This is a genomic window from Candidatus Eisenbacteria bacterium (genome assembly GCA_035712145.1).
In the GTDB taxonomy this organism is placed as follows: Bacteria; Eisenbacteria; RBG-16-71-46; order RBG-16-71-46; family RBG-16-71-46; genus DASTBI01.
In genome coordinates this window covers 1-18,975 of sequence record DASTBI010000160.1, presented here as the reverse complement: position 1 = coordinate 18,975, position 18,975 = coordinate 1, and the positions used below count along the sequence as shown (strand labels likewise).

Sequence of the window (18,975 nt, the reverse complement as noted above, 5' to 3'; positions counted from 1 at the left end):
AGAAACCTCGCCGCGGGGGGCGGCACGGGTCGGAGCACGGCCTGGAAGCGGCTCCGGGGTCAGACAATCTTCAGCAGCCGGTCCAATCCAGCATATCCGAAGACGTTACGCACCCGGGGAACGAGATTCGCGAGCGTCAGCGCATGCCCCGCGGCGGCCAGCCGCTTGTGAGCCTCGATCAGCACCCCGAGCCCGGCACTCGAGATGTAATCCAGCTCTGCGCAGTCCAGAAACACCGGACCGGTCATCGACTTGAGCGCCCGGTCCACGCGCTCCGCCTCCGCGGCGTCGAACCTCCCCACCAGCTGAACCCGGCCTTCGGACGCGGTGCGGATCTCGAGCATCAGGCCTCCACCCGCTTGGTCACGGTGATCCGGCTCCGGCCATCCTCGTAGGCGTACTCCAGCCGGTCGGCCATTCGGCGCACCAGGTGCAGGCCCAGGCCGCCAGCGCGACGCTCCGCGATCGGACGCGAGACATCGACGGCGGGCGCCTGCGCGGGGTCGAAGGGGGGCGCCCCGAAGTCCTCCAGTCGCAGGGTCAGGTTCGGGGCCTTCCAATCGAGCCCGATCGTGATCTCCGGCTGCCCACCCACGCCGTATTTCACCATGTTGGTGAATAGCTCCTCGACGATGAGGTCGACGTCGAAGGCGGCCTCCTGCTGGATTCCCTGGGATGCCAGGAAATCCCGAACGTAGGAATAGATGTCTTCGAGAGAGGCAGACGTCCGCGGGAAGCGGCGCTCGACCATGGGCCGAGACGATAGGTCGAGGAACGCGCGGGCGCAAACCCCTTTGGAGCTACTGGCGGGCCCCCAGGAGCTTCTCCATCTCGTCCATGACCGTGTTCATCTCGCGAATGGCGGCCTTGAAGGGCGCCGAGGTCGTCATGTCGACTCCCGCTTCCTTGAGCTCGTCGATCGGATACTTCGAGCCGCCCGCCTTCATCATCGCCAGATAGGCGTCGCGCTTCGGAAACCGCGTGGGACGGGTGGCGGCCTCCTCGCGGATGCCGCGCGCGATCGAGGTCGAGGCCACGATGCTGGTGGCGTACTGATAGACGTAGAAGTTGTAGAAGAAGTGCGGGATGTAGGCCCACTCGACGCCGTAGAGCGGGTTCACCTTGCACACGCCCTTGGCATGGCCGTAGTACGTGCGCACGAGATCGAGATAGAGCTTGGTCATGCTTTCGCCGGTCAGCGTCTCGCCCTTCTCGGCGCGCTCGTGGATCCTGAGCTCGAACTCCGCGAACAGAGTCTGGCGGAACAGCGTGGTCCGCAGGTTGTCGAGGTAGCTGCCGAGCAGGAAGAGGCGGGTCGCCTTGTCCTTGTGACGCCCCAGCATGTGGTGGAAGAGCAGGTTCTCGTTGAGCGTGGAAGCCACCTCGGCGACGAACGTGGCGTAGTCGTGCGAGGGGTAGGGCTGGTGGGTGTCGGCGAGATGGGTGTGCATCGAGTGGCCGGCTTCGTGCGTCAGCGTGCCGACCTCGTCGTAGAAGCCGGTGAAGTTCTGGAGCTGGTAGGGATGGATCCCGTACGCGCCCGTGCTGTACGCGCCCGAGGCCTTGCCTTCCGTCGGCATCCAGTCGATCCAGCCGCCGGTCATCCCCTTGCGCAGCGTCTCCACGTAGTCCTTGCCCAGCGGCTCGAGCGAGGCCAGCGTGACCTCCATCGCCTGCTCGGGCGTGAACTTCAGCTCCACTTCCTTGACGATCGGCGCGTAGAGGTCCTCGTAGCGCAGCGTGTCCACGCCCATCATCCGCTTCCGCAGCCGCAGGTAGCGGTGGAGCGTGGGCAGGTTGGCGTGCACGTCCGACAGGAGCTGGGTGTAGACGCGGGTCGGGATGTTGTTGGAAAAGAGTGACGCCTCGAGGCAGCTCTTGTACTTGTGCACGTCCTTGTTGAACACGTGCGCCCGCAGCTTGGAATTCAGCGCCGTGCCGATCGTTCCCTGGAATTCGAGGTGCTTGCCCCAGAAGGCGCGGAAGACCGAGTCGCGGTCGGCTCGATTCGTGTTCTGGCGCTGCGCGGTGTAGGCGGCGTCGTCCAGCCGCACCCGCTCGCCGTTCGTGAGCCGGATCGTGGGGTAGGGCATCTCGGCGTTCTTGAAGATGTCGCGCACGTCCTCTCCGGCCGTGCTCATCGCGCCCGCCTGGGCCGCGATCTTCTCCTCGGCCGCGCTCAGCGTGTGCGGCGCGTACCGCAGGATGTCCTCGAGGTAGTGGCGGTAGTCCTTGAGGCGCGGCTCCTCGGACAGGAAACGGCGGACCTTCTCCGCTCCGGCCGCGAGGATCTCCGGCTGCACGTACGACGTCGCGGCCCCGTAGTCCACGTACATCTTGCTCGCGGTCTGCTTCATCGCGACATGAGCGGCGATCCGGATGTCCTGGTCGGAGAGCATGCTGGCGTAGTTGTAGAGCTGGGTGAGGTCTTTGTGGACGGCGCTCATCGTGGAGAGCGCCAGGGAGAGGCTGTCCGCCGACCGCGCCAGGCGTCCCTGGAACTTCGAGAGCGAAGGAATGCGACGATCGAGGCTCGTCTTGGCGGTGTTCCACGCGGCCTGGGAAGGATAGAGATCAGAGAGCTTCCACTTGTACTTTTCAGGGACCTGGGATCGCTGCTCGGCGTGAGCGAGCGGCAGCGCGAGCAGGAGCGCGAAGAAGGCGAGAAGACACACGCGTCTCATGAGGGCAAGCCTCCGTGGATTCCGATATGGTGAAGGCCGCGGAGAATAGCGCACGAGCCGATGACGGTGCGTGCTATCTTTCGAGCGCGGCTCCCCACACGCCGAACTCGACCAGGGAGGGCCACATGAAGCCTCGACTCCGATATCTCGCCATCCTCGCGATGCTCGCCATCGGCGGCTGCAAGGGCACGACTCCGATCCAGACCCTGCTCGATGACCCCGGGCGCTTCGACAAGCAGAAGGTCCGTGTCGCCGGAACCGTGGGAAGCGCCTTGTCCGTCATGGGCTACGGCGCCTACACGATCAACGACGGCACCGGAAGCCTGACGGTGATCTCGCAGCAGAGCGGCGCCCCGAGGGAAGGCGCGGAGGTCGGCGTGGAAGGCGAGTTCCGCTCGGCCTTCACGCTCGGATCCCAGACCGCCGCGGTGCTCATGGAATCGAAGCGCTTCACGCCCTGAGCACCCCTGCCACCGGATTGCTGCCTGGAGCGCTCTTAGCCGCGCGCCGGGATCTCGGCTTCGCGCGACGTCCGGTCGCGGGCAGTCGCCTCTCGCGGACGGCGAGGATGCCGGCGGAAGCGCTCCTGCAGAGCGTCGAGGTACGTATAGAAGACGGGCGTCACGTAGAGGGTGACGAGCTGTGAGAAGGCGAGCCCTCCCACAACCGCAAGGCCGAGCGGACGGCGCGACTCCGCGCCCGCCCCGAGGCCCAGCGCGATCGGCAGCGTGCCCATCAGGGCCGCCATCGTGGTCATCATGATCGGCCGGAACCGGACCATGCACGCCTCGAAGATCGCCTCCTGCGGCTTCTTGCCCTCGCGCCGCTCGGCGTCGAGCGCGAAGTCGATCATCATGATCGCGTTCTTCTTCACCAGCCCCACCAGGAGTATGACGCCGACGAAGGCATAGACGCTCAGCTCCGCGCGGAAGAGGAACAGCGTGAGCAGCGCGCCGAAGCCGGCGAACGGCAGCCCGGACAGGATCGTGATGGGGTGGATGAAGCTCTCGTAGAGCACGCCGAGCACCAGGTAGATGACCAGGACGGCCATGAGCAGGAGGAGGGCCAGACCCTGCTGGCTGGCCTGGAATGCCTGAGCCGTGCCCGCGAAGTTCGTCGTGATGTCGGAGCTGAGAGTGCCGCGCGCCGCGTTCTGGATCTGGCCCACCGCCTCGCTCAGCCCCGCGCCTTCGCGCACGTCGAAAGACAGCGTGACCGACGGCATCTGTCCCGCGTGATTCACGCTCAGGGGACCGATGGTCGGCCTCAGCCGGGCCACGGCGCCGATCGGGACCAGCGCGCCCGAGCTGCTGCGCACGCTCAGCAGACCGATCGCCGAGGCGTCGCGCTGGAACCGCGGCTGCAGCTCGAGCACCACCCAGTACTGGTTGGTCGGCGTGAAGATGGTCGAGACCTGCCGCGTTCCGTAGGCGTCGTAGAGCGCCTGCTCGATCTGCGCCGGGGTGACGCCGAGCGCGGCCGCGCGCTCGCGGTCGATGTCCACCTGCAGCTCGGGGTTCTTGATCTGCAGGTCGCTGGTGACGTTGTCGAGCGCCGGAAGCTGGCGCAGCTTGGCTTCCAGCTTCGAGGCGTTGGCCGACAACGAAGCCAGGTCGGTCCCCTGCAGCGTGTATTGGTACTGGCTCTTCGCGAAGCGCGCGCCAACGCGCACCGGCGGCGGATTCTGAAGGAACACGCGGATCCCGGGCACCTGCGAGAGCTTGGGCTGGAGCGTACGAATCACCTGATCGGCGGAGAGCTTGCGCTCGTGGCGCGGCTTGAGCCGAATCACGAGACGACCCTGGTTGCTCGAGCTGCCGCCGGGTCCGCCGCCCACCGCCGACATGAACCCCTCGACGTTGGGGTCCTTGGCGACGATCGCCGCCACCGCGCGCTGGTGCTGGACCATGGACTCGAACGCGGTCCCTTCGAGCGTTTCGGTGGTGCCGCTGATCTGATCGATGTCCTCGCTGGGGATGAACCCCTTGGGAATGGCCATCCACAGCAGGGCGGTGCCGATCAGGATCGCGGCGGAGAACGCCAGCGCGGTGCGACGGTGGTCCATCACCCACACCAGGCTCTTGCGGTAGGCGCCCAGCGAAGCCTGGAAGACCCGCTCGGTGGCCTGATAGAAACGGCCGTGCTGGCGGTCGCGGCCGGAGCGCAGAAAGCGGCTGCACATCATCGGCGTCAGCGTGAGGGAGACGAACCCCGACACCAGGATCGCGACACTGATGACCACCGCGAACTCGTGGAACAGCCGGCCCAGCAATCCGCCCATGAAGAGGATCGGGATGAACACCGCCACCAGCGACAGCGTCATCGAGAGAATCGTGAAGCCGATCTCGCGCGAGCCATCGAGGGCGGCCTGCATCGGGCGCTTCCCCATCTCGAGATGGCGGACGATGTTCTCGAGCATGACGATGGCGTCGTCGACCACGAAGCCGACCGCGAGCGTCAGCGCCATGAGGGAGAGATTGTCGAGGCTGAACCCCAGCGGCCGCATGACCGCGAACGTGCCGACCACCGAGAGCGGAAGGGCCAGGCTCGGGATCAGCGTGGCCGAGAGGTTGCGGAGGAAAAGGAAGATGACGCCGACCACCAGCACCAGCGCGATCCACAGCGTCATCTGCACGTCGGCCACGGAGTGGCGGATCGACACCGAGCGGTCGTTCAGGACCTCGAGGTGCACGGCGCCCGGGAGCTGCGGCCTGAGCTGGTTGACGAGCTTGTGGACCGCGTCCGCCACCGCCACGGTGTTGGTGCCCGGCTGCCGCTGGATGGCGAGCACGATCGCGCGCTTGCCGTTGAACCAGCTCGCGGTGCGCGTCTCCTGCACGCCATCCACCACCTGGGCGACGTCGCCGAGGCGCACCGGCGCGCCATCCACGGTCGTGATCACCAGCGAGCGGAACCCCGCGGCGTCGCGCAGCTGTCCCTCGGAATTGAGGGTCACCGCGCGCTCCGTGCCCCACAGCACGCCGCTCGGCAGGTTCACGTTGCCCGAGCTGACCGCCGAGGTCACCTGATCCAGACCGACCCCCCGTGAAGCCATCGCCTGCGGGTCGAGCTGGATGCGGACCGCGTACTTCTGCGAGCCGAAGACGTTCACCTGGGCGACCCCCTTGACGGTGGAGATGCGCTGCGCCAGGAACGTCTGCGCGTACTCGTCCAGAGCCGAGAGCGGGAGGAGATCGGAGGTCAGGGCGAAGAACAGGATCGGCGAGTCGGAAGGATTCGACTTCTGATACGAAGGCGGAAGGATTCCCTGCGGCAGCTGCCGCTGCGTCTGGGCGAGCGCCGCCTGGACATCCTGCGCGGCGGCGTCGATGTCGCGATCCAGGCCGAACTGGAGCGTGATGTTGGTGGAGCCGAGCGTGCTGGTCGACGTCATGGCGTCAAGGCCCGCGATGGTCGAGAACTGCTTCTCGAGCGGCGTGGCCACCGAAGCCGCCATGGTCTCGGGCCCCGCGCCGGGCAGGCTGGCCCGCACGGTGATGACCGGGTAATCGACGTTGGGCAGGTCGCTGACGGGCAGGGCGCGATAGGCCAGCACGCCGAACAGGAGAATGCCCATCATGACCAGCGTGGTGGCGACCGGACGGTGGATGAAAGGAGCCGAGAGATTCATCGGACGTTCTCGCTGGTGGCGGTGCCGCCGGCGGAGCCTCCGCCGGGAGGGCGAATGACGGCCTTGGCGCCGGGCGACAGCCGCAGCTGTCCGTCGGTGACCACGGTCTCGCCGGGTTGAACGCCGCTGGCGACGACCGTGAGGTCGCGATAAGTGCGCTCGACCTGGATCGGCCGGGCTTCGACCGTCGTGTCGGGCTTCACGACGAACAGGTACGGCCCGCTCTGGGAGTTGGCCACGGCGGCGCTCGGGACGACGGTGGCGTCGCTCTGGTCGAACAGCCGGAGCTTCACCCGCACGAACTGCCCCGGCCACAGAGCACCGTCACGGTTGTCGAACTCCGCCTTGAGCAGCACCGTGCCGCTTGCCGGATCGACGCGATTGTCCATGAAGGCCAGCCGGCCCTGGATCCAGACCGAGTCGCGATCCGAGGACGCGACGTCGACCCTCAGGGCCTTGCCGTGCTGCCGGCGAAGCTGGCTCAGATCGGCTTGCGGCAGCGTGAAGCGCACGCGAATCGGCCGCAGCTGGTTGATGCTGACCAGCGGAGCCGTGGTCTCGTTGGCCTTGACCAGATCTCCGATGTTCACGCGCAGGTCGCCGGTCCTGCCGGCCACCGGAGCGCGCACGGTCGCGTTGGCGAGGTCGAGCCGCGCGGAAACCAGCGTCGCCGAATCCGCGCGGGCGCTCGCGGCGGCCGCCGCCGCGGCCGCACGCTTCTGCTCCAGCTCGCTTTCGGAGATGAGCTGCTGCGCGGCCAGTTTCTCGGCGCGCGCCAGGTCGAGACGCGCCGACTCGGCCTGCGCGCGATCGCGCGCCAGCACGGCGGCCGATCGCTCGGCGGAGGCTTCGAAGGGACGGCGGTCGAGATGGAAGAGCACCTGTCCCGCGCGCACTTCGTCGCCTTCGCGGAAGCCGATGCGGGTGACGAGGCCGCCGACCTGGGCGGTGACGTCGGCCGACTGGATCGGCTCGACGGTGCCCGTGGCGTCGATCTCGTACGGGACGGTGCGCTGCTCGACCTGTGCCACGAGGATCGGCACACGCGGCGTTCTGCGGCCCGATCCGGCGCCGCACCCCAACACCAGCAACACCAGGCCGAGACATGGAAATCGAGTCAGGATCGAGCTGCCGAGAGGGTGCCTGGCGGGGACGCGTCGCATGCGGAGTTCGATTCAAAGCCCGCCACGGGGGGCGCGTCAAGCTTCACCAACGCGGTCACACGCAGACGAGACAGGAAGACCGCCCGCGGCTATCATGAACCGTCGCACCTCTGCCACATGGCTGCCACACATTCCAGGTTCTGGTCGATCGCCTGTCTTGGCGCAGGCTGCCTGATCGCGGGAACGGCAACCGCCGACCCGCCCGTTCAGCGTACGGCGCTCGAGCGTCTCGACGACGCCGTCGCACGCGGCGAGATCGCGCCGGCCGAAGCCGCGCGCGAGCGGTTCTTCTATCTCTTCGATCGGCGCCGCATGGCCTTGACGTTCAGCGCGGCCGGTGAGCCGCCCGCCAAGTGCGGCACACGGCTCCTCGTCGAGCTCCAGAGCCAGCGCGCGATCCTCGACCCCGCCACGCGCGCGCTGCTCGACGCGAAGCTCACCGGAGTCCAGAGCCCCGGAACGAGCGACTACACGACCGCTCACTTCCGGATCGAGTTCGCCACGTCGGGGCCCGACGCGCCGGTCTCCACCGATGTGGCGCCCGCGAACGGTATCCCCGATTTCGTGGAATGGACCGGAGCGGCATGCGAGCAGGCATGGGCCACGGAAGTCGGCCAGCTCGGCTATACCGCGCCCGCCATCGCCAACGGCCAGAACGCCCGATACCCGGTCACCTATCAAGCGCAGGAGTCCTATGGCTACACCACGGTGATCTCCGGGCAGCAGACGCGGATCGTGCTCCATCCGTCCTACGCGGGATTCCCGTTCAACGACGATCCCGAAGGGGACGTGATCGGTGCCCTGCGGGTCACTGTGGCGCACGAGCTCAAGCATGCGATCCAGCGGATGTATTCACCCTGGACCGAAGACAACTGGCTCGAGCTGGACGCGACCTGGGTGGAAGACGTCGTGTTCGATCAGGTGAACGACTACGTGCACTTCGTTCGCGGTGCGGGGTCGCCCTTCTCGGATCCGGCGCTGCCGCTGTTCCAGGGAAACCTGGCCTCCTATGAAGACTGCAATTGGGAGACCTATCTCGCCGCGACTCTGGGGCCCGATCACCTTCGCGCCTTCTGGGAGCGGCGCCGCGACTTCGCGGGCGAGTCCGTGCTGCTCTCGTGGCAGCAAAACCTGGCCGCCGCCGGCACCGACCTGGCGGGAGTATGGCGTGACTACGTGGCGTGGAACTTCGCGAGCGGCGAGCACGCCGTGCCGGGATACGGCTACGAGGAGGCGGCGGAGTACCCGACGACGCCGGCCACGTTCATCCACGAGACCCTGCCGGTCGCTTCCGTCTCATGGCCGGTCAATGGGACCGCCGCCAGCACGCATCTGATCTCGAATGCAGGGGCGACCCTCGGTGGGACGCCCGAGTTCACCTTCTCCGGTGCGCCCGGGAACTCCTGGCAGGTGACGTTGCTGCTTCGCCTGCGGGCCGGCTCACTGACCACCATCCCCGTGGTTCCGGTGTCGGGCATGGCCACGGTGCAGGTCTCGGGGCTCGACTGGGGAGAGATCGAATGGGCGGCGATGGTGGTGGGGAATCCCACGCCCGCCAATCCCGCCATTTCCTATTCGTTCTCGGCGCGCGCGATCGCGCCCATCCTGATGACGCATGCGCGGCTGACCAACCGCAGGGAAGGTCCCCCGTCGCCCGTCGTGCGCGCCGTGATCTCGCCCGGCACGTCGAGTCTCGACCCCGCGTCACCGAGGCTGGTCTATCGGGTGGAGGGTGGATCGATCGTCACCGTGCCCATGAGCCCGACCGGGTCCCCGCAGGAATACGCGGCGGAACTGCCCGCGACGGTCCCCGGAACCCGCACGGAATATCGGATCGAGGCCAGAGCCGTGTCGGGTGCCATGGCCAGCTCGCCCTCCATCCTTTCTTCGTTCCACTCCTTCGAGACCGTCAACGTCTTCCACGCCTTCGAGGTCGACGGCGGCTGGACGGTGGGCGCCGCCGGCGACCAGGCGGTGAGCGGCGTGTGGGAACGCGTGACGCCGCGCGGTACGCCGGCCGCGCCCTACGTGGACACCACTCCCACGCCGGGCGCCGCCTGCTTCGTGACCCAGAACGGTCCTCCAGGGGGTGCGGTGGGGGCAGCCGACGTCGACGGAGGAAGCACGACGCTGCTGTCGCCGGTTCACACCTTCTATCCGGGGGGCGGCTACGCCCGGGTGGAGGCGCGCTACCGGCGCTGGTATTCGAACGACATCGGGGCGCGGCCCGACGACCTGTGGCGCGTCGATGCCTCCAACGATGGAGGCGCGACCTGGGTGAATGTCGAGACCGTGGCCCTGGGGGAGAGCCGATGGGTGCCGGTGACCGTCGACCTGCTGGCCCGGCTCGGGGATCCCGATCGGGTCCGGCTGCGATTCGTGGCCGAGGATGCGGGGGAGCCTTCGCTGGTCGAAGCCGCGCTGGATGACTTCGAGATCCTCGCGCTGCTGCAGAACCCGGTGGGCGTACCGGCTCCCGAGCCCGCGCCGGGCCTCGCGCTGGGGCCTGCGGTTCCCAATCCCAGTCATGGAGAGGTGCGCCTTCGACTCACGCTTCCGGAGGATGCTCCGGTGAGCTTCGTGGTTCGCGATCTTCAGGGCCGCGTGGTCAGGACGCTGGCTTCCGGCCGACGCGCGGCGGGTGATTCCTGGATCGTATGGGACGGACGCACCGCTTCCGGGGCCGAGACGGCGGCAGGGATCTATTGGATCGACGCGCACGTTCACGACCGGCACGTCCGGCGCAAGATCGTGCGGTCGTCGCGTTGAGGAGCTTGGCGCGGGTGTGCCGGTGGTAGGCTTGGCGATGCCGTGACGCACCGCGTGGGGAGCCGATCCAGACTCCACAGTCGTCCCGGGAGAGGAGGAGGCTGCCATGCGTCTCGAAGGCATTCACCACGTCACGTGCATCACGGGCGATGTTCTGAAGAACGTCGACTTCTACACGCGTGTCCTCGGTTTGCGTCTGGTGGGAAAGAGCGTCAATCAGGACGATCCCTTCGTCTATCACGTCTTCTATTCCGACGAGGAAGGCAAGCCCGGCGCCGATCTCACCTTCTTCGAATATCCGCACGCCATGCAGGGTCGGGCGGGCGGCGGCATGGTGCACCAGGTGGTGTGGCGCGTCGCATCCGCCGCGGCGCTGGACTTCTGGGAGCGCCGGCTCACCGCCGAGCAGGCGAGCCCGCGTCGTGACGGGAGCCGTTTGACGTTCACCGATCCCGAGGGCCTCGCGCACGAGCTGGTGATTCCCGAGAGCGCGGACGCGCCGCTGGTCGCGGAGCATCCGGAGATTCCTCGCGAGCTCGCGCTGCAGGGATTCGAAGGGGTGCGAGCCTACTCGAGGCAGGCGGAGCGAAGTCGTCCGCTGCTCGAAGGCGTGATGGAAGGCAAGGCGATCGGCGAGGCGACCTGGGAGATGCGCGGCGAGCGGCGCGGCGGATGGATCGCGTACGACCCGGCGCCCACCACACCTGGCCGGCCCGGCGCCGGAACGGTTCACCACGTGGCCTGGGGCACCACGGTCGCGGAGCACCCGCGATGGCTCGACCACCTGCGAGCGTCCGGCGTCTCTTCCACGCCGGTCATCGACCGGCACTACTTCCACTCGATCTACTTCCGCGAGCCGAGTGGCGTGCTGTTCGAGATCGCCGACGACGGTCCGGGGTTCGCGCGCGACGGCTCGGTCGCGGAGCTGGGACGAAAGCTGATCCTCCCACCGTGGTTCGAGTCTCAGCGCGCCGACATCGAGGCACGGCTCACGCCGATTCCCGATCCGCGCGCGAGCTGGGCGGGCCGGACCTGAGCTATCCCTTCTGCCAATACCTGGGGCGGAGATTCGCCTGAAGCACGCGCTTGCGTAGCCGCAGCGACTGAGGCGTGACCTCGAGCAGCTCGTCGTCACGCACCCACTCGAGCGCCTGCTCGAGCGACTTGCGATGCGCGGGCAGCAGGTGCACGCCTTCCTCGGCGGTGGATGAGCGCATGTTGGTGAGCTTCTTCTCCTTCACGATGTTGACGTCGATGTCCTGCTCGCGCGAGTTCTCGCCCACGATCATGCCCTCGTAGCAGCGCTCGCTCGGCTCCACGAACATGTCGCCGCGATCCTGGAGATGCTCGATCGCGTACGCGGTGATGCGCCCCGCGCGATCCGCCACCAGCGCGCCGCTCGTGCGATGCGGGATCTCTCCCTGCCACTCGTCGTAGCCGTCGAACAGGTGGTTGAGCAGGCCCGTGCCCCGCGTATCGGTGAGGAACTGGCTGCGGAAGCCGATCAGCCCGCGCGAGGGGATCCGGAACTCCAGCCGAACGCGGCCGGTTCCGTGGTTGACCATGTTGGTCATCCGCCCCTTGCGCCGGCCGACCTTCTCGGTCACCACGCCCACGAACTCCTCCGGGCAGTCGATCACCAGCTTCTCCATCGGCTCGTGGACCTTGTCGCCCACCTTGCGCGTGATGACCTCCGGCTTGCTCACCGCCAGCTCGTAGCCTTCGCGCCGCATCATCTCGATGAGGATCGCCATCTGCAGCTCGCCGCGGCCCGAGACCACGAACTGGTCGGGAGTCTCACCGGGCTCGATCCGGATGCTGACGTTGGTGAGGGTTTCCTTCTGAAGCCGCTCGGCGATGTTGCGCGAGGTGACCAGCTTGCCCTCCTGGCCGGCGAAGGGCGAGGTGTTCACCGAGAACACCATGCTCACGGTCGGCTCGTCGACGATGACGGGAGGGAGCGGCGAGGGACGCTCCGGATCGGTGACGGTGTCGCCGATGTGCACGGCGTCGAAGCCCGCCAACGCCACGATCTCTCCGGCCTGGGCCTCCTCGACCTCGACACGGTCGAGGTTCTCGAAGGCGTAGAGGCGGGTGACGGTGGTGCGGTCGAGGGTGCCGTCGAGACGGGCGATCGCCACCGGCTGGCGCGGTTTGAGGACGCCATTCACGATCCGGCCGATCGCGAGGCGGCCGACATAATCGGAGTAGTCGAGATTCAGGACCAGCATCTGGAGCGGCGCTCCGGGTTCATAACGCGGCGCCGGGATGTGCTGGAGGATCGCGTCGAACAAAGGGACGAGACGGTGGTTCTCACCGTCCGGCGTCAGCCGGCAGACGCCGTCCCTCGCGATCGTGTAGAGCACCGGGAAGTCCAGCTGGTGCTCCTGGGCGTCGAGATCGATGAACAGGTCGTAGATCTCGTCCAGCACCTCCTTGGGCCGGGCGTCCTTGCGATCGATCTTGTTGATCACCACGATCGGCGCGAGACCGAGCTCGAGCGCCTTGCGCAGCACGAAGCGGGTCTGCGGCAGCGGTCCCTCGCTCGCGTCCACCAGCAGCAGGACGCCGTCCACCATCTTCAGCGTGCGCTCCACCTCTCCGCCGAAGTCCGCGTGCCCGGGCGTGTCGACGATGTTGATCTTGTGGCGCCCGTAACGGATCGAGGTGTTCTTGGCCAGGATGGTGATGCCGCGCTCGCGCTCCAGGTCGTTCGAATCCATCACCCGCTCGACGACTTCCTGGTTCTCACGGAACACGCCGCTCTGCCACAGCATCGCATCCACCAGCGTGGTCTTGCCGTGGTCGACGTGGGCGACGATCGCGATGTTCCTGAGGTCTTCACGGGTCGCCTCGAGCGGCGTGCGGCGCGAAGCGGCCGGGCGCTCGGTTTCGATGGGGTTCAACACAGGCCTCCTGACGATCGGACGGTGGAGCCGCAGCGGGGGGCGGGGCCCTGCCTGCCGCGGCGAGCCAGACATCATAGGCGGAGTCCCCGGGCGAGTGAAGGCGCATCACTTGACCTCGGCGATGCATCGCCTCAGTTTGGCGGCGTGCTCACGCCTCTCGATGCCGGCCCCGAGGCCATCATTCGCACCTCGGGCCTGCGCAAGGTCTATCCCGGGGTCACGGCGCTGGACCACCTCGACCTCCAGGTGAATCCGGGGGAGTTCTTCGGGTTGCTCGGCCCCAACGGAGCGGGCAAGAGCACGACGCTGGGAATCCTCACGACGCGGGTCCGGCCGAGCGCCGGACACGCCACGGTCGCCGGCGCCGACGTGATGCGTGAGCCGGCCCGCGTCAAACAGCGGATCGGGGTCGTGCCGCAGCGGCCCAATCCCGATCGGGGCCTCTCGGTGCGGGAGAACCTGCTGTTCCACGCCGCCTATTTCGGCATCGGATCGCGCGAGGCGCGCGCGCGCGCCATGGAGCTCCTGTCGTCGCTCGAGCTCGAGACACGCGCCGATGCCAAGGTCGATCAGCTCTCGGGTGGGCAGCAGCAGCGGCTGATGATCGCGCGCGCGCTGATCCACGAACCCCAGATCCTGTTCCTCGACGAGCCCACGGTGGGTCTCGATCCGCAGGCGCGGCACGCCCTGTGGGACGTGTTGCGCCGGTTGCACGGCGAGGGCCGGACGATCGTGATGACGACCCATTACATGGAAGAGGCGGATCGGCTGTGCCAGCGGGTGGCGATCATCGACCGCGGAGTCCTGCTGGCGCTCGACGCCCCGGCGGCGCTCAAGGCGCGGGCGCCGGGTGGGACCCTGGTCGAGATCGTGCTCGACGGCGAGGCCTCTGACACGGCGGAACGAGCACGCGCGCTGACCGGCGTGGAGCGCACGGAGGGCCACGGGGACAGGTTGCGGGTCTACCTCGAGCGTCCCGGCGAACGGTTGGCCGAGCTGATCCGGCTCGCCGAAGAGGCGGGACGACGCGTGACCCATATCCACCTCGAGCCGCCGAGCCTCGAGACGTTGTTCATCACCCTGACCGGGAGGCGCCTGCAGTGAGCCATGCGGCTGGGTCCTCGGCCACCGCGCCGCGGGTGTCGGCGCTGCGCGTCCTCCTGGCGCTGCTGGCCCGGGATGCACGGGTGACTCGCCGCAATCTTCCGGCCTTTCTGATCCGGACCTCGCTCCAGCCGATTCTGTTCACGACCGTGTTCGGCTTCCTGCTTCCGAGCATGGGCCTGGTCCAGGGCTTCTACGTGTCGTCGTTGCTGCCCGGCATCCTGGCGCTCAGCCTGACGATCGCGAGCCTGCAGGCGGTGACGCTGCCACTGGTCGCCGATTTCGGACTGGGGGGCGAGATCGAGGATCGCCTGCTCGCGCCGGTCCCGATCGAGCTGGTGGCGCACCAGAAGATCCTGTCGGGCATCGCGCAGGGTGTGCTCACCGGCTTGTTCGTCATGCCGCTGGCGCGCCTCATCATGGGCCCGATCCCTGGATTGACGCTCGATCATTTCGCGGCAGTCGTGCTGGTGTTCGTGCTCGGAGCCGCGGCCTTCTCCGCGCTCGGTCTGCTGCTCGGCACCGCCATCCCGCCGGCGCAGATCGGGCTGCTGTTCAGCGCCATCATCGGGCCGATGATGTTCTTCGGCTGCGCCTACTACCCGTGGACGGGTCTCGACCGGGTGCCGATGATGCAGATCGCGGTGCTCGCCAATCCGCTGGTCTACGTCTCCGAAGGGTTGCGCGGAACGCTGACGCCCGACATGCCCCACATGAGCCTGCGCGCCTCGATTCCCGCGCTGGCGGGAATCACCGCGGTCTGCTGGACGCTGGGGATCCGCATGTTCGCGCGCCGCGCGACGGGATAGAGGACCCAAAAAGAGAAGGCGGGAGGCGACGAATCGCCTCCCGCACTGCCGGTGGGCTGCTTGGATTCGCGGACGGCCCGACCGGGACCGGCAGGCCGCCTTAGCGGACAGCCACCTCCGCGATCCACATCGAAATTCGTTTAGACAATGGACCACCTCCTTTCCGCGTGCGGAAAAAATAGGGACCGAAGTCGCAGATGTCAATGGCCAGGCGATGCGTCAAGCGAACGTTAGGGCGTCGTCGGTCAGGCGTCGGCAGCGACGTCACGCGGAGGTCTAATCCGGCAGGCGAACGTGAGGGCGTCGGTCACGCGACAGGGCGCACGAGCTGCGCCGCCATCCAACGCAACGCTCCAATGGACGCGCCGGCGCCTCGATCGCGAACACGCTACTCGGCGCACGGCGCGAAGCGGCTTGCTCGTCCGCCCTGCCGCGTGACCGATCCTCCTGAAGCTCGGATCGGCGCGGTGCTCCACCTGGGCCAATACGTTTGCGCCTAGCTCGGTTGCTCCACTCCGCGTGACGCCGCTGTCGCGTGACCGACGCCCTCCCGTTCGCCTGACGGATATGGACCTCGGCGCTCATCTCAACACAGCCAGCAGCGGCGTGAGCGTGAAGGGGCTCAGCACCGTGGTGAGCAGCACGATCGACGCCACGAGCGAGGGCTCCTCGTCGTATTCGGCGGCGAAGATGCTCGCCAGCACCGCGGTGGGCATCGAGGATTGGAGGATCGCCGCTTGGCGCGCCGGCCCCTCGAATCCAAAGAGCGGCGCGGCGGCGAACGCGACGCCCATGCCCACGAGCAGGCGGAGGCCGCTGGCCACGAGCATGGGCGCGGCCGCGCCGCGCAGGTGAGCGCCTCGCAGCTGGACGCCCAGGATGACCAGAAGGAAGGGGATACACGCCGAAGCCATGAGCGACACGGCCTGGGCGACCGGCGCAGGAGGCGTGTAATGCAGCCCTCTCAGGACCAGTGCGGCGACCACCGCCCAGATGTTCGGCACGCGAGCGAGGGCGAGCAGCGCGGCACGGACGCCCATTCGCCCGGCCGAAGCGATCAGCACGCCGACCGTGTTGGCGAGGATCGAGAACGTGACGAAGAACACGGTGGCGTAAGCCAGGGCTTCTTCTCCGAAGGCCAGGAGGTTCGCCGAGAGTCCGTAGTTGCCGACGTTGGGCAGCAGGGCACATAGCACCACCGCGGTGGTTTGCGCCCGCGACCACCTCCTCCACCGGGCGACCAGGTAAGCCAGCGCCGCCGGAACCGCCATCACCAGGGCGGTGAAGAACCCGATCCGTGCCATGGCCTCGGCCGGCACGTGGGTGTGGAGCAACGACTCGAAGATCAGGCAGGGCGCCAGCAGGTTGAACGCCAGCGCTCCGAGCGGCCGAGGGTCGAGCTTCAACACGGACGCGAGCGCGAACCCCGCGCCGGCAACGAGGAGAATCGGGAGGAGGTGCTCGACGAAGAGCCGCAGGAAGATCATGCGGCGGATCGAGCCGGAATCGTCACCAGGTCGGAGTCTCCTGGCCGAAGAAACGATGAAGATGCCGGCGCGCGACCAGATTGATGCGCTCGGCCCAGAGATCGACCGGGTTCAAGTCGTCGGTGAGCACTTGACCGCCTTCCGGAACGAAGCGGTTGTCCCAGGCGTGGTTTCTCAGCACGACGCGCCAGTGAAGATAAGGATCGACTTCCCAGTCCGCGGGATTGCCCAGCGTGGCGTCCGAGATCTCCATCGGACGATCGGCCGCCATCAGGATCACATTGCCCAGCTGATCCGGCGGCTCGGCGATTGGCAGTGCGAAGACGTGAGGGAATTCGGTCTCCAGCGTAGCCCCCATGCTCTTCACCAGCGCGTCGTCCCAGCCGACCGCTTCGACATTGAGGACGACCACGCCTCCGCGAGCCAGCCGCGAGCGCGCGAGCGCGAATGCTTCGCGGGTGACGAGGTGGAACGGAATCGAGCTGCTGCCGAAGGCGTCGAAGAAGATGATGTCGTAGCGGTCGCTCGCTTTCGCGAGGAATCGCCGCCCATCCTGCTCGTGAATGGTCGCGGCGCCCGGCAACAGCCCGAACCATGTGCGCGCCGTCATCACCACCATGGGGTCGATCTCGACCGCGTCCACCTGCCAGCCTTCGCGCGCGAACTCTCGCGCGGCCGCGCCGCCGCCGAGACCGACGAGCAGCACCCGCCCCGGACGCTCGAAGAGCTCCCGCGAGAGGTCGGCCACGTGCACGTAGGGATGATGAGTCTCCGCGGTCGATGGTCGGACGATGGTGTGCATGCCGCCGTCGATCAGCAGGTAGCGGAGGTCGCGATGATCCACCACGCGGATCTCGGCGTACGGGCTGTCCCCCATGAAGCGGGTGTGCGCGGGGAGCGGCTCCGGCCGCGACAGGCCCCATGCGCCGACGGCTCCCGGCAGGACGAGGATCGAGGCGGTCACCGCCCGTCCGCGCGCGGGGGCGCCGGCGAGCCACGCGACGAGCGCCGCGACGAGCAGCATGACGCCGGTGCCCACGGTGAGGCGCTGGACGCCGACCACCGGGATGAGCCAGAAGCCGGTCGCCAGGGCCGCGGCCACGCTGGCCAGGGTAGACACCGCGTACAGGTTGCCGGCGCTGCGCCCGACGCGATCGAGCGCCGAGGCATGGAGCCGGATCGCCACCGGGCTCACCATGCCGAGCAGCATGAGCGGAGGAAAGAACAGAACGGTCGCGGACAGCAGCACCGCCGCGCGCAGTCCGAGACCTTCGGAGACCTGGAGCAGCGGTGTGCGCAGCCACGGCACCGCCATGGTCCAGAGACCCGCGGCCGCCAGCAGCCAGGTGAGCCGCGCGGGAGTGGCTTCGCGATCCGCCCATCGTCCTCCCACCGCGTAGCCGACACTGAGCGCGGCCAGGGTCACCGAGATCAGCGCGGACCAGAGATACAGACTCACGCCGTAGAAAGGCCCGAGCAGGCGGGTGCCGAGGATCTCGAGCGCCAGCACGCCGGCGCCGGACATGGCGACCACGACGTAGAGCCAGAGGGAGCCGCTCATCCTGCTCGCGTCACCGCCCGTCGCCCGGCATGGCGCGGATCTCTCCGGCGATCACCACCTCGACTGGATGCCCCTCCAGCTCCGCGGGAAGCCGCTTCTTCAGCTCCTCGTCGTCGTGCTTCAGGAAGACCTTGATGCACGGCGTTCCGTCGCGCAGCGCGCCCTGCCCGACGGCCACGACGCCTTCCATCGCCATCAGCCGCGGCGTGTGGTCGGCCATCACCGCTTCGATGGAGCGCGTGGGATGCCTCGAGCTCTCCATGGGCTTGCCTCCTCCGAGGCATCCGATCGCGGCGGCCAGCACGAGCACGAGGGACCCCAGCGCCCAGGCCGCACGGGAGGATCGATTCGTCTTCATGATCCGGACCACGGCCCGGCCCTCGAGAGGGCCGGGCCATTGATTCGAACAGAGCTTAGTTGCCGACCATCGTGGCGCCGAGGTGCGACAGCACCGCGCCGATGGGGTTCGCCACCGCGACACCTCCGCCCCCGGCGAAGCACAGGCCGACGGCGCGCGGGTTGTTGGTGACGTCCTCGACCATCAGGGAGCCGGAGTCGCCCGAGTTGAGGAACTTGTTGCCGTTGTTGCTCACGAAGATCTGGCCGGTGTACTGCTTGGTGTAGCTGCTCCCGGCGCACTCCGTGCTGTAGCCGACGTTCACGGTCACGTTGATCGTGCTGACGCTGCTCCGGGTCAGACCGGTCGTGCGTCCGCTCTTCTTGACCCGCTGGCCCACCGAGGCCCCCACGGTCGAGGAGGAGAGCGTTCCGATCTCGAGGATCGCGCCGTCGGTCCGCACCATGCCCGCCCGCACCTGGGCGATCGAGCAATCGACGTTCGGGGTCGATGCCGGAGGG

Annotated in this window: 15 protein-coding genes; 5 read left to right on the top strand and 10 right to left on the bottom strand. The window is 67.9% G+C overall.

Annotated elements, in window-relative coordinates; translation table 11 throughout:
- Positions 1–59: 59 nt before the first annotated feature.
- Genes VFQ05_10840 through pepF form a run of 3 tightly spaced genes read right to left on the bottom strand, consistent with a single transcriptional unit; the run spans position 60 to position 2,684 of the window.
- A complete protein-coding gene (locus VFQ05_10840) occupies positions 60–344 on the bottom strand; it encodes an STAS domain-containing protein (GenBank protein HET9327262.1) in 285 nt (94 codons plus the stop codon).
- A complete protein-coding gene (locus VFQ05_10835; GenBank protein ID HET9327261.1) occupies positions 344–751 on the bottom strand; it encodes an ATP-binding protein in 408 nt (135 codons plus the stop codon). The genes VFQ05_10840 and VFQ05_10835 overlap by 1 nt, the downstream gene beginning before the upstream one ends.
- Positions 752–800: 49 nt before the next feature.
- Entirely contained in the window at positions 801–2,684 is a 1,884-nt protein-coding gene (pepF, locus tag VFQ05_10830; protein HET9327260.1) for an oligoendopeptidase F, read from the bottom strand.
- A gap of 125 nt (positions 2,685–2,809) precedes the next feature.
- Here pepF and VFQ05_10825 point away from each other — a divergent pair, with 125 nt between their 5' ends.
- Positions 2,810–3,145, top strand: a complete 336-nt coding sequence (locus tag VFQ05_10825; GenBank protein ID HET9327259.1) for a hypothetical protein — start codon at positions 2,810–2,812, stop codon at positions 3,143–3,145.
- Between the two features lie 35 nt (positions 3,146–3,180).
- On the opposite strand, the gene VFQ05_10820 is transcribed toward VFQ05_10825, so the two are convergent.
- Both VFQ05_10820 and VFQ05_10815 read right to left on the bottom strand, forming a co-directional pair.
- Positions 3,181–6,315, bottom strand: a complete 3,135-nt coding sequence (locus tag VFQ05_10820; GenBank protein ID HET9327258.1) for an efflux RND transporter permease subunit — start codon at positions 6,313–6,315, stop codon at positions 3,181–3,183.
- A complete protein-coding gene (locus VFQ05_10815) occupies positions 6,312–7,478 on the bottom strand; it encodes an efflux RND transporter periplasmic adaptor subunit (GenBank protein ID HET9327257.1) in 1,167 nt (388 codons plus the stop codon). The genes VFQ05_10820 and VFQ05_10815 overlap by 4 nt, the downstream gene beginning before the upstream one ends.
- 117 nt (positions 7,479–7,595) lie before the next feature.
- On the opposite strand from VFQ05_10815, the gene VFQ05_10810 reads away from it, so the two are divergent.
- The gene (locus tag VFQ05_10810; GenBank protein ID HET9327256.1) at positions 7,596–10,247 is read left to right on the top strand and encodes an MXAN_6640 family putative metalloprotease; all 2,652 of its coding nucleotides are present in this window, start codon (positions 7,596–7,598) and stop codon (positions 10,245–10,247) included.
- 106 nt (positions 10,248–10,353) lie between these two features.
- Entirely contained in the window at positions 10,354–11,283 is a 930-nt protein-coding gene (locus VFQ05_10805; GenBank protein ID HET9327255.1) for a VOC family protein, read from the top strand.
- Position 11,284: 1 nt separating this feature from the next.
- Here the strand turns inward: VFQ05_10805 and typA are convergent, their stop codons facing one another.
- Positions 11,285–13,144 (bottom strand): translational GTPase TypA, encoded by a 1,860-nt coding sequence (gene typA, locus VFQ05_10800; protein HET9327254.1) that lies wholly within the window; start codon positions 13,142–13,144, stop codon positions 11,285–11,287.
- A 156-nt stretch (positions 13,145–13,300) separates the two neighbouring features.
- On the opposite strand from typA, the gene VFQ05_10795 reads away from it, so the two are divergent.
- Entirely contained in the window at positions 13,301–14,260 is a 960-nt protein-coding gene (locus VFQ05_10795) for an ABC transporter ATP-binding protein (GenBank protein ID HET9327253.1), read from the top strand.
- Positions 14,257–15,069 carry an ABC transporter permease gene (locus VFQ05_10790; GenBank protein HET9327252.1) on the top strand — a complete coding sequence of 271 codons (813 nt, stop codon included), beginning with the start codon at positions 14,257–14,259 and terminating at the stop codon, positions 15,067–15,069. The genes VFQ05_10795 and VFQ05_10790 overlap by 4 nt, the downstream gene beginning before the upstream one ends.
- Before the next feature lie 581 nt (positions 15,070–15,650).
- On the opposite strand, the gene VFQ05_10785 is transcribed toward VFQ05_10790, so the two are convergent.
- The 4 genes from VFQ05_10785 to VFQ05_10770 all read right to left on the bottom strand — a co-directional run.
- Complete coding sequence (locus VFQ05_10785) at positions 15,651–16,556, bottom strand: AEC family transporter (GenBank protein ID HET9327251.1); 906 nt, start codon at positions 16,554–16,556, stop codon at positions 15,651–15,653.
- Positions 16,557–16,578: 22 nt separating this feature from the next.
- A complete protein-coding gene (locus VFQ05_10780; GenBank protein HET9327250.1) occupies positions 16,579–18,117 on the bottom strand; it encodes a fused MFS/spermidine synthase in 1,539 nt (512 codons plus the stop codon).
- A 10-nt stretch (positions 18,118–18,127) separates the two neighbouring features.
- Positions 18,128–18,487: a hypothetical protein gene (locus VFQ05_10775; protein HET9327249.1), complete on the bottom strand. Its 360-nt coding sequence runs from the start codon at positions 18,485–18,487 to the stop codon at positions 18,128–18,130.
- 43 nt (positions 18,488–18,530) lie between these two features.
- A partial coding sequence (locus VFQ05_10770; protein ID HET9327248.1) for a hypothetical protein occupies positions 18,531–18,975 on the bottom strand: 445 nt, incomplete at its 5' end.